Source organism: Bradyrhizobium nivariense (genome assembly GCF_029846695.2).
Taxonomy (GTDB): Bacteria; Pseudomonadota; Alphaproteobacteria; order Rhizobiales; family Xanthobacteraceae; genus Bradyrhizobium.
The window spans coordinates 1-12,210 of the sequence record NZ_JARWCR020000054.1 but is presented as its reverse complement, the minus strand read 5'-3'; the positions used below and the strand labels follow the sequence as shown (position 1 = coordinate 12,210).

General features: G+C 64.8%; 4 protein-coding genes and 3 pseudogenes. 1 reads left to right on the top strand and 6 read right to left on the bottom strand.

Translation table 11 applies throughout. The features are described 5' to 3' along the window. Positions 1-50 precede the first annotated feature (50 nt). The 6 genes and pseudogenes from QCM77_RS32495 to QCM77_RS32470 all read right to left on the bottom strand — a co-directional run bounded on the left by QCM77_RS32495 (position 51) and on the right by QCM77_RS32470 (position 11,574). The gene (locus tag QCM77_RS32495) at positions 51-1,736 is read right to left on the bottom strand and encodes a ParB/RepB/Spo0J family partition protein (protein ID WP_279686194.1); all 1,686 of its coding nucleotides are present in this window, start codon (positions 1,734-1,736) and stop codon (positions 51-53) included. Positions 1,737-1,983: 247 nt separating this feature from the next. Continuing rightward, positions 1,984-7,077: a helicase-like domain-containing protein gene (locus tag QCM77_RS32490; protein ID WP_279686193.1), complete on the bottom strand. Its 5,094-nt coding sequence runs from the start codon at positions 7,075-7,077 to the stop codon at positions 1,984-1,986. Between the two features lie 168 nt (positions 7,078-7,245). Continuing rightward, the gene (locus tag QCM77_RS32485; RefSeq protein ID WP_279686192.1) at positions 7,246-7,851 is read right to left on the bottom strand and encodes a DUF1419 domain-containing protein; all 606 of its coding nucleotides are present in this window, start codon (positions 7,849-7,851) and stop codon (positions 7,246-7,248) included. 188 nt (positions 7,852-8,039) lie between these two features. Then, positions 8,040-8,934, bottom strand: a pseudogene (locus QCM77_RS32480) (DUF3991 and toprim domain-containing protein). 205 nt (positions 8,935-9,139) lie between these two features. Continuing rightward, positions 9,140-9,316: a hypothetical protein gene (locus tag QCM77_RS32475; RefSeq protein WP_279686191.1), complete on the bottom strand. Its 177-nt coding sequence runs from the start codon at positions 9,314-9,316 to the stop codon at positions 9,140-9,142. 826 nt (positions 9,317-10,142) lie between these two features. Then, positions 10,143-11,574: pseudogene (locus QCM77_RS32470) on the bottom strand (IS1182 family transposase). Positions 11,575-11,828: 254 nt separating this feature from the next. On the opposite strand from QCM77_RS32470, the pseudogene QCM77_RS32465 reads away from it, so the two are divergent. Further along, positions 11,829-12,086: pseudogene (locus QCM77_RS32465) on the top strand (transposase); the annotation flags it as partial. Between the last annotated feature and the right edge of the window lie 124 nt (positions 12,087-12,210).

Genomic DNA, 12,210 nt, shown 5'->3' with positions numbered 1-12,210 from the left:
CGGCTGAGACGGCGGCGGGGGGTTCGTTCGCATCGTCGATGCCGGGCGGACTATTCCGCCGCCTCGCGGAACGCCTCGTCGTCCAAGGCTTCGCCATCGTCGGTATCGCCGGCCTCCGGGTCCTCGACCTGGTCGTCGGCGTCTTCGGCGACGGCGTTCTTCGCCAGCCAGGACGACAGGGCGACCTTGTCCGGAGCGAACAACGCGGCCGGATGCACGAAGCAACCCTCCCTGAAGTGCTCAACTAGGGCGATGCGGGTGTCCTTCACCTTCTGGCGCGGAAGAACCGGCGTGTCCTTGCACGAGCCTTCGAGCGCGGCACGCGACAGGCACGACAAGAAGTCGTCGGTGCCCATGTTTGGCAGGAAGTTGTCCGCGCCGACGACTTCACCGGCGACGCGGGCGACGATGCCGCTGTCGGTGCGGTTCTCCCAGCACGACAGGACTTCCGTGAGGGTTGAGCGCGCCGCGACGCGGAGCCTGTCGATGTCGATGTCGATGTCGAGCTTGCCATCCTGATTGAATAGCGCCGCGGCATGGCGGGCTAAGCGCCGGTTGCCGTAGTAGGTCCCGCCGCTGCCCGAATCGACCGAGACGTTCTGGCCGGCGAAGGCGAGGATCAACAAGGCCATCAGCGTGTCATCTTCGATCGGGGCGCGGGCCAGCGCCTCGTGCAGCGCGTCCGTTCGGAAGTCGCCGATCATCTCGAGGCCCTTGCGCGTCACGTCGGGACGGAGCTTCGAACCTGTTGCGGACTCATCCGCAGCGTCACTGTCGGCAGCCGCGGCCTTGCCCGTCGCCTTTTTCGCCGCGGGCATGCGGTAATGCACGCTCTGCACCCGGCCGTCACGGTCGAGATACATCGCCGTGCAATCGCCCTTCGAGGGCTTGCCGTAGACGCGCTCTGCCTTCGGCGGCAGCTTCACCTCGCCCCAGTTCGTCGTCTCGGCGATGACTCCGCACTTCGGCAGGTTGTTCGCCATCCACTCCTGCTGGGCGCCGAGGAACGCCTCGACGTCCGTGGTATAGCGGCTGTCCTCATCCGCTGGCGCGAACAGATCCTCTGCCCACTGGATTCCGTACGCCTGGGCGAGGTCGTCGCCGAAGCTGGCATCACGTGCGTACATGCGGGTCTTGGTCAGAGCCTGCGCCACGCTAAACCACGACACCTGCGGATCGGCCTTGGAGGGCTTGTGCTTCTTCCAGACCTCCTTCTGCTCATCGAGCGAGGCGCAGGCGATGGTGCGGAGCTGCCGCTCGTCGGGCATGTCGCCCTTCGCCATGTGATCGAGCATGGCGGGCAGCACGTTCGCCAAGAGGCGGAGTTTCCTGATCTGCCGCACCGGCAGCGCCAAAGCGACGCCGATGGCCTCCTCGGTCCAGCCGAGCGCGACGAGGCGTTCGATTGCACGCCACTGGTCGACGGGATTGAGCGCTTCTCGGGCGATGTTCTCGATCATCGAGCGCATCGCGCCGTTGTCGTTCGCCGCCTCGTCGACGAGCACGTCGATCTCCTCGAGGCCGGCGGCGATCGCCTGCTTCACGCGGCGATGACCAGCGTTGATGAGATAGCCGTTGCCGCCGCCGGTCTCGGGCGTGATAACGGGCGGCTGGACGATGCCGACGGCCTTGATCGTCGCCAGCAGCAGGGCGTCCGCCTGCGGCGTCGACTTCGACTGGCGCATGCGATCCGGATTCTCCTTCAGCGCACGCGGATCGACCTTGATGAGTTGCATTGGATTTCTCCTGTTCGGGGTTGGTGGACCGCGCCTCGCGGGTCCTTCTTCGTCTTCTTTCCGAAGACATCCCCCGGCCCGCGGAGCGGTCGGGCCGGCACAACTGCGGCCAAGCATCCCAGCCTGGCCGGACAAGCAGGGCTCTTAAGCCCTGCGCAGGACGACGGGCCGGGATCGCGCAGGCCGCGGTTGAGCGTCAGCGCTGCGGGCCTGGCCGATCTGCGAGCGGGCTCCCTTTCCGTCCTCATCACGCTGCGATGGCGTTCTCGCCGCTCCCCTCCACATCGCTCGCAAGGGCCTTCTCCACCTCCGCCAATTGCCGGCGTTTCTCGGCGAGCTCGGCGGCGAAGGCGAAGTCGCCGTCCTCGCGCGCCTGATACGAGGTGAGCCTGCGGCGTGTATCCGCGAGACGCTGGCGATAGCGCTCCTGCTCGCCCTCGAAGTCGTCGAGCGCATGCTCAAGGCGGGAGATTGCCCCGAGCGGCGTGACCGTGACCGGCAGCTCGATCTCATTTTCCGTGCCGGTGCGGAGCAGCACGGTCGTGTAGCGGTAACCGCCGTGGCCGAAGCGCTCGCCGGAATATGCGAGGTCGAAGCCGCCAATCGCGGCCATGATCGTGTCACCCTCCTGTTGCAGCTGCACGAGAGTCAGGATTTCCTTCATCAGCGCGCGGCCGGCCTCCTTGCGCTCGACATAGCGCTTGCCGGCCACGCTCGCGGCGAAGGCGCCAGCGGCCGTCGCAACGCGGCGTTCAATATCCTTGCCGACGTCCGCGATCCGCCGTGTGCACAACTCGATCTCACGCTCCCCGTCGCGGATCTGCCGGCGGACGGCGTGTTGATCGTCGATATGCGCCGCGCGGAGACGTTCCAACCGCGCGATGTCGGCTTCCAGTCCCGCCTTCTGCATCAGCCGCTGGTCGCCGCTGGCGATCGCCTTGGCCATCGCGAACTGGTTGGCCTGATCCTCGCCGAGGTCCTCGAGCCGGCGAATCGACGTGTCGCCCGAGAGCGCCGCGGCGATGAAACGGGCCTTGCGCTCATTGTTCTGCCACATGCTCGCGTCGAGCGAGCCCTCCGTGGCATAGGCGAAGATGTCGATGACATCGTGCTGATTGCCCTGACGCTCGATCCGACCCTCGCGCTGCGCGATCTGCGACGGCAGCCACGGCACGTCGAGATGGTGGAGCGCCTTCAGCCGAAGCTGCGCGTTGACGCCAGTCCCCATCGTGTCGGAGGAGCCGATCAGGAAGCGGACCTTGCCGGCGCGCACGTCGCCGAACAGGCGCTGCTTGGCCTCGGACTTCCTAAAGTCCTGCATGAAGGCGATCTGGGACGCCGGCACGCCCATGCGGACAAGCTCGTCTCTGATCCAGCGATAGGCCGAGAAGCCGCGCGTCTTCTCGACGCTGATCGTTCCGAGGTCGGAGAAGATCATTTGCGCGGCGCCCGGCAGCTCGTAGGGCTTGCCGTCGGCGCGCATGTAGCTGTTCTCCGATGTCTCCTTCCAGATGCGGACGGCATTGGCGACGAGCAGGTTCAGCTTGTTGTCCGGCTCGTTGTCGCTACCTGGATCGACCAGACGCAAATCGATTGCCGCATGGCGGCCATCGGTGATGACGGAAAGCAGGATGTCGTCGCCCGGCTCCGGCGGCCGGTCGCGCATCTCGATCGCCTTGATCCGCGCTTCGAGGAGGGACTGGTAGCGCCTGAAGGCGGGGGTTGGCTTTGCGGTCAGGATCTGCCGCTTGCCCGTCGAGATCGCCGGGACCTTCACGTGCTGCCGCAGGTCATCCGGCATCACCACGTCGGCAAAGGACCGGAACATGGCGATCAGCTCGGGGACGTTGACGAAGGTCGCGAAGCGCGTGACGGGCTTGTATTTGCCGGACGGCTGAAGCTCGAGCTCGGTCGAGACGTCGCCGAAGGTCGAGGCCCAGGCGTCGAACTCGTGCAGCCCGCGATCCAGAAGCGCCGCGTAGCCGAGATAGCGCTGCACCGAGAACATCTCGCCGAGCGTATTGGTGATCGGCGTGCCGGAGGCGAGCACCAGCGCCCGGCCGGGATTCTTTGTCTCGATGAAGCGGGACTTTACATAGAGGTCCCAGGCGCGCTGCGAGCCATTGGGGTCGACGCCCTTCAGCGTCGACATGTTGGTGGCGAAGGACAGCTTGCGGAACTCCTGCGCCTCGTCGACAATGATCTGGTCGACGCCGATCTCCGAGATGGTCAGGAGATCGTCCTTGCGTGTGGCGAGCGCTTCGAGCCGTTCCTTCAATCCCTCCTTCAGCCGCTCGAGCCGCTTGCGCGAGACCCGGTCTGCGCTCTCGGCCTTGGTCAGGAGTTGCTCGTAGAGCTCGAGCTCGTCCTGGATCATCTGCTGCTCGAACGCAGACGGCACGCCAATGAAGCGAAAGGCGGAATGGGTGATGATGATCGCATCCCACGTCGCGGTCGCGGCGCGCGACAGGAAGCGATGCCGCTTGGCTAAAGTGAAGTTGGTCTCGTCGGCGACGAGGATGCGCGCGCCCGGATAGAGCGCCAGGAACTCACGCGCGGCCTGCGCCAGGCAGTGGCCGGGAACGACCAGCATGGCCTTGGCGATCAAGCCGAGCCGGCGCTGCTCCATGATGGCAGCCGCCATCGTCATCGTCTTGCCGGCGCCCACGGCATGGGCGAGATAGGTCGCGCCCGAGGCGATGATGCGCCAGATGCCGCGCTTCTGATGTCCGTAGAGAACGAATGCGCCCGAGGCGCCTGGTAGCTTCAGATGCGAGCCGTCGAAGGCGCGAGGCACGATATTGTTGAAGCGGTCGTTGTAGACCCGTGCCAGCCGGTCGGTCCGGTCCGGATCTGACCAGATCCAGTTCTGGAAGGCGGTCTTGATCTTCTGGAGCTTCTCCTTCGCCGCCTCGGTCTCGACGACGTTAAGGACGCGACGCTCGCTATCGCCGTCGTTGATGGTGTCGAAGATCTGCGGCACCGAGGAATTGAGCGCATCGGAGAGAAGCTGGCCGGCGTGCCGCCGCTCGGTGCCCCATTCGGATGTGCCGGCGGCCATCCAGCCGAGCTGGCGGGCTTCCACGGTCCACGATGCCAGTTCGGGCATGTGGTGGATCTTGATCTCGGCGCCTATCGTCTCCTTAACGAAGGCGACGATATCGGCAGCGGGAATCCACGGCGCGCCGAGCCGCGCGGTGATGTCTGATGGCCGGAGGTCGACGGGTTGCACCTCCCGCAGGGCCGCCACATTGCGCTCATATTCGGGGTCGAGCGCGTCCGCAGCCTCCGCCGCCGCGAGCTTCGATCGGACCGCGCCTGAGAGATAGGCGTCGGCGGTCTGCCACGACCCGTCGGCCGGATCGCGGAAGATGGCGCTGCCGAGTTCGGCGATCACGTCGTCCGCATCGCGATGCAAGAGCTCAGCGATGTGGTCGGGATCGACGTGGCCGCGCTCGTTGAGCACGACGGCCAGGGCGTCAGCGGCGCTGGTGATGATCGGCGGCGCCGGCGGAGCGATCACCCGCTCGGTGAAGATCGGGCCCGGCCTCGCGGTGTCGGATTCGAGATCGTAGTCCTCGATCGACGCGACCAGCCAGCAGTCGGGATCATCGAGGAAAGGCTGGAGGTTCGGCCGGCGATGGGTCTCGCGGACCTCGCCGGTTTCCGGATCTTCCATCGTCGAGACGACAGTCGTGTTGATCGGACCGAAGGCGCGGACGAAGTTCGACCAGGCGATGCGTAAGCGGACCTGCGCATCCTTCCACGGTCGGTCGAGCTCCTGGCACTTCAGGACCTCGCGCACCGCATCGCGGATCGGGATCAGCTTCTGGACGATCCGGACATGCTTTTCCGGAATGCCGTCGGCGCTGCGGCCCTTGCGCACCGCAACAGAGACTGGCTCCCCGTCGAGGATCTGCATCAGGCCATGCCGGTGATCGAGGAGATAGCTGCCCTCGCGCGCCGTGAGGCTCGCGGAGCTATCCGACTTCGCCGGCACGGCCTCATCCTCGCCGTCAGGGTCGATCGCCTCCGGTTCGCCGTCATAGAGGCCGTCCGGAAGGAGGGTGATCGCCTCGGCCAGTACGGGCGCGAGATCCTCGCCGGCCCGGGGAAGACAGGTGTAGGTCTCTCCGAACGGACCGGGGGTCAGCGCGTGCGCGCCGAGCACAAGCTGGGGATGCCGCGCAAACCAGCGGTTGACGCGAATGGCGCCTTCGTCCTCAGTCGCCGGGCGCACCTCCTCGAGGTCGAGCCAGGACAGGTCGCCCTCCAGGTGCTTGCGCCGGCGGAAGAACAGGATGTCGACCACGACGTCGGTGCCGGCATCGGCGCGGAAGCTGCCTTCCGGCAAGCGGATCGCACCGAGGAGATCGGCATGCTTGGCGATCAGCTCGCGCGCGGAGCCATCCGCCTTGTCCATCGTGCCGTGCGACGTGACGAAGGCGGCGAGGCCGCCCGGCTTCAACAGCTTGATCGCCTTAACGATAAAGTAATCGTGGAGCCGCAGACCGAGCGAGCGCAGCGCGCGGTCCGAGCGGACGGTGCGATCGGAGAATGGCGGATTACCGATCGCAAGGTCGAACCGCGCCGGCAGATCGGTGCGCGCGAAATCGCCGGCGATGATCCGCGCCCGCGGCTGCAGCAGCCGCGCGATGCGCGCCGTGACGGGATCGAGCTCGATGCCAGTGACGTGCGAGACATGGCGTAGCGCTTCGGGCATCAGTGCCGGAAACAGGCCGGTGCCGATCCCGGGCTCGAGCAACCGTCCGCCGCGCCAGCCGAGCCGCAGCAATACCGCCCAGATCGCCCGCACGATGAACTCCGGCGTGAAATGGGCGTACTGGGTGCAGCGCGCGAGCGAGGCGTAGTCAGCATCATCGACCGCATCCTGCAGATCGGCGCCGATCGCGTCCCAGCCCTTCGCAAACTCGGTTTCCCCCGGCCGGCGGAAGATGCCATTGGCAAGCTCCGACGCGCCGAAGCCGGTAAAGCGGATCAGTCGCCGCTGCTCGTCAATCGTCGCGGGCCGCTGCTCGGCCTCGATCTGTGAGGCGAGCCGGACCGCCGCGACATTGTCGCGGGCGCGCTGCTTCCAGTTCCTTGCGAGGCCGCGCGCATCGGCAAGGTAGAAATTGTCGCGCTTGCGCGAGCCGGCCGGGGAGGGCTGCGTCGACGAGACCGCCGGCCCTGCGGTGGCCGACGGCGACGGCGGCGGATCGTCATCATGATCGTCGTCGCCGCCGGGATCGGGGCCGAACGCGGTAACGCCAAGGCCGAGGCCCGACGAAAGGGCGGTGTTGCCGAAGAGGTCGAGGGTGAAAGGATCGTCATGCGCCATTTGGAAAGGTCCTTCTGCTGGGCGCGCGCAGCCGTCCGCCGGCGCGGGCTGCGACCGAGGGCATGGGCGCTTGCGGGATCGACGGAGAGCCGGCGCCAGGGCCGGATGCGGAAATGCGAAGCCCGGCGTGTGCCGGGCTGCTCGCAGGTCGGGAAGGGAAGGGCGAGGCTAGGCCGCGACCGTCTCCGGCAGATGGCGGAGGTGCACCGGCAGCTTGGCCGCGATCTCCGCCTCCGTCAGGTCGTCGAGAAGCTTCAGGACGGTGCCGCGCTGGCCCGCGTAGACGAGCACGGTGCGGCGACCGCGCATGGGCGCGGGCCAGCGTTCGCCGGCATAGCCGCGATAGTCGTCATGCGTACTCGACCAGATGTGCTCAAGCCGCTCGTCGCGCGTCATGGCGCGGACCGGCCGCGATTCGCGCTCAAGGATCTCTGCCTTCATCCGCTCGGGCGAACCCCGGTCCGACAAATCGCAATAGCCGTGGAACCAGCGTCGCCTGCCATCGATGGTGAGCGCGAAGAAGACGCTGGTGACGCTGCCGGTCAAGAATTCGCGCATCGCGAACATGTCGGCGCGCATCCATAGCGGCGGCAGGATCTCGAGCATATAATCATGATTGCATTCTGCGATCTCGAACCACTCGCCGGCAAAGAGATGCGGGGCGTCACCCTCGGCCATTGCCGGATCGCCGCGATGGCGGTGGAACATGCGGTACATCTCGGGGCGCGTGGCGACGCCTTCGAAGACTTTGCGGATGGTGAGGGAGGTGTGCATCGGCGGCTCCTTTTCAGCCTGACTGGGCTGAAGCGCGAGCGATCCGCCTGATCTCCTCATCGCTTCAGTCCTTCGTCACACCTCCTCGGCGGCCGCCTCTCCGGTCGGCGGGTCAAGGGCCGCGGCACGCGGGCGACGCTTCACCCTTGATGTGCCGGCCGGGCATGAGGCAGCGGTCCTTCTCTTTTTCATTCCTCATATTTGTTCGCCTTCGCGCGGACGGCATTCGGCACGGGACCATGCCGTATTGCCTTCCTGTCCACCTCAATTCGGCCGGCGCTGAGGTCCTCGTTCCAATCGTCGGTGCGCGGCTGCGACCGCACGAAACGAGAGCCGGCTTTGTCCGCGATCTCCTGAATCCGACGGGCGTAGACTTCGCCCTGCCGATTGTTATCGGTCGCCGCGACAATGAGGGCATTGGCGCGCCGGGCCAAAGCACGGATCGCCGTCTCTGTTGCCGGCGCCCATCCACCGCCGGTGCTGATATACAGCGTGTCATCACGTAACTTTTCGAGCGCGGCAAGACTCATCGCATCGACCGCCGCTTCCGTTATACAAATGCGTAAGCCATCGGCGCCGCCCAGGCGGAACAGCTCCTTCGCGCCGCCCGTCGCAAATCCGCGCCAGCTCGGGCCACGCTCCTCCCAGCCAGTGATGACGCCGACCGAATCGCTGTGTGCCGCCCACATGCTGCCTTGCGGGCCCTCGCGAAGTCGTCCTTCGGCAATGGCAGCGACGATGATCCGTTCGGGGATATGCCGCTTTTCGAGCAGATAGCGCCAGCTCGCGGAGCCGGGCCGAGGTTCGGAGCGACGACGCCAACGCTGCGCGATCGAGGCGAGTGGTTTTGGCGTCAGCGAATCCATTGGCGCCAAGATGTTGGGCGAGCGAAAACACGTCCCCCTTTGCCGTCGAGAGCGGATCGAACCAGCCGCGACGTTCGTGAATGACGATCCTCTCGTCGCGGCGATACTTGGTCGCCCGGCGGGTACCTTCCTTGAGATCGACTTTCCAGCCATCCTGCTCGAGCAGGGCCGAGCAGCTCACCTGCTTGCGCAGCACTTCGACTTCTTTTCTGTCCATATGCCTGTGCCGGGCTTGCCGCAGGCAAGGCCCGACCCCTTCCTTAGATTGTTTTGCTTGTTCCAACACTTGCGGAACGACCCCGACCGGCCGCGAAGCCGGCCGGATGCAAGGGCGCGGTGACAAGCCGTTACTCAGCGGATCGGGCCCGCGGCGAAGCTTCCCTTGCAGACGGCATGGTGCCAGCGGCAGCCGGTCACCCGGCTCAATGAGCCGGGGACCAAGGATCGTATTCGTGGACGATGGCCTCGTGCTCGCCGTCGTACTCGCTGGAGACCATGACGCCGAATTCGTCATCGACCTGGAACAGGATGACCGGCACCATCAGCGTGCTGGCCAGATCGAAGGCATGGTTCTGAGCGAGGGTGAGATTGTGCGACATTGAAAGGCTCCCGTCTTGCGGCGGGGACCATCCCCGCTCGACAGGCGCCGATGGGTTCGGGGGCGGCCGCGGTCACCTCGAGAGGCGAAGCCGAAGAGGTCGCACGCTTGCGGAGCGAACCCCTTGCGGGTTGATCGTAGAAGGCCGCGCCGGAACCAAGGAAAGCCCATTCGAGAGCGGGGTGGTCCTTCACCGGAAGCATCGTGTGCCAAGACGCACATCGTTCGTCCCGCGGATACGTTGCCGTTCTGCACGACGGTGAAAATCACCGTCGTCGATCTGTACGGAGTTAATGAAAACGCGTTTGCTCGACGCGGTGACTGCTTCGCGAAATGTCGTTTCCATTCGACGCCCTTGAGCTCATAGACATTGACGCGCTGAGTGGATTAAAGCCCGCTCCGTGAAGCTGCTCCCGATCGAACCAGCATCTGCGGCTTATTCGAGGAGCCTGAGCCGTTTGCGTCAGGGATGGCAGCCCGCAAGGGGGAAGACCCGCCTGCGGGGCTTCAGCGTAGCCAACAGCCCGGCCCGCATGGGCGACGCACTAAGTGCCAACTAAGGCGCGTACTCATAAAATTGGTGCACTTCTGTCAGGTCCGCTCTACGCTGATAGCGGCGCGTTGGCGCAGCTCACCTTAGGTCCGCCTTGGGTCCATGCTGTGTAAAAACGCGGCTCAGCATTCCCAAGCCGCTCTCGACTAACCATGACTGACACCAACGCGGCGATTTCAGAGTATTTTTGCTGTTCTGCGTCTCACGTCAACCTCCTTGCGCCTCCGTGCAACGTGGGGCGGCCGTCGGTGCCGCCTTGTCCACTGCCCGCGCCTCACGCCCGCATGGCTGCCAGCAATGGCTTGACGCCGACGATGTTCAGCACACGCGTGAGATTGTAGCTGAGTACGTTCAGCGCCATTTCGGTCGCTACATTGGGCAATCGCTTCATCAGAAAGTGCGTCGCCCCGAACGGATGCTCGACGGTTTCGCGGCGCACACGCATGGCTTGCGGGTCCTGATCGAGCCGCGGCTGCGCGGCCTCGACGACGTGTTCGTGTTCCCAGCGTTTGATACGGCGCTCGTTGGACGTTGTGCACTGATCCTTGAACCGGCAGGCGCGGCACGCCTTCGTCAGGAAAATCCGCATTTTCTGGCCTTCTTCATCAGCGGTGAAGTGGTGCGCCAGCTTCTCGCCGGCCGGGCAGCGATAGACGTCGTCCTTGGCCAAATAGACAAAATCAGGCTTCCCAAAGCGGCCTGCCGACTTGGCTCCCGAGGTTTGCGGCTTGGGTAGCGTGACCGCGACCCCGGCGTGTTCGCATGCCAGGAGTTCCTCACCTTTAAAGTAGCCCCGATCCGCAACGACGTCCAAATGATCGCTGCGCAGCGAAGCTTTCGCCGCCTGCGCCATCGTCGTCAGTTGCGATCTATCGGTGCCGACGTTGGTGACCTCGTGCGCGACAATCAGATGGTTCGTGGTGTCGACCGCACTTTGTAGGTTGTAGGCGACCATGCCGGAGTCGCCCCCTCGTTGCCATCGAGCGGCAATCGGGATCGGTCAGCGATATCTGCTTGTCGGGCGAGGCGAGCAATGCCGTTTCAATCGCGGCCAGCCGCTTCACTTCTTCTTCAAGCTTCGCTAGCTTTTCCCTAAGCCGCGTCTTGGTCAGCAGCACCGTTTCCGACGGCTCTTCTCCTGCGGCAGTCTGGCGGTCGGTGGTGTCCAGTTGGCTCATGTAACGCGCCACGCTCTCTTCGATCTGCTTCTGGCGGCGTTGGATCTTGCCTCGCGTAAAGTTGTTGTCGCGACTGTTCACGGCCTTGAACTTGCTGCCGTCAATGGCAACGCTGGCCTTCGCCAACAGGCCCATCTTGCGGCACAACTCGACGAATTGCGCGCAAACCTTCTTAATCGCGGGACCGTTGTCCTTGCGGAAGTCGGCGATGGTTTTGTGATCCGGCGCGAGCCGTCCCGTCAGCCACATCACTTCAAGATTGCGGCCAGCCTCGCGCTCCAACCGCCGGCTCGATTGGACCCGGTTGAGATAGCCGTAAATGTAGAGCTTGAGCATCGGCGAAGGATGGTACGCCGGCCGGCCGGTCGCTGCAGGATCGACCCCTTCAAAGCCGAGGTCGCGCAAATCCAGTGCCTCAACGAACACATCGACCGCACGAATAGAATTGTTCTCGTCGATCCAATCATCGAGGCATTCCGGCAACAGCGTGATCTGCTGGCGATCCGCCCCTTGAACGAAACCCTGCATCGCTTCCCCCGCCGATTTCAGCAAGAGAAGTATAGCATCGGTGGGGTTTTCGCACAGCCTGGTCAATCGCGCTGGTTAGGACGTCACCCCTGAAGTCCGGTTTACCTTTGATTTGGACGTGACGACGCGCCCGATGAGCCGACGCTATGGCATAGGAGCGCACAACAGAGCCGGCTCCGCAAATTTGAACAGGTCGATAAGTGGAGTTTCTGCCTGACAGCGGGCACGCTGGTGCCTGCGAATCAGGAGCGACGATGAGCAGACGAGCCCGCCGGAACCACTCACCGGCCTTCAAGGCGAAGGTGGCGCTTGCCGCCGTCAAGGGCGGCCGGACGATAGCTCAGCTGGCTGAGCACTTTGACGTCCACCCCAATCAGATTACGGCGTGGAAGGCGCAGCTGGAGAGTGGCGCTTCCGGAGTTTTTGGACCTGGCAGCGCTGCAACGGCCACGCCTGCGATCGATGTGAAGTCGCTGCACGCCAAGATCGGGGAGCTGACGCTGGAGAACGATTCCTAAGAAACGGCACCAGCTCCCGGTTCCAAGGGGTGCAGGACAAAGCCGAATGCCTTGGCACGTCGGTGCAAATTGTTGATCACTCGCGTCCGATAGCGTGTCTCATAGGACGAGGCCCCGG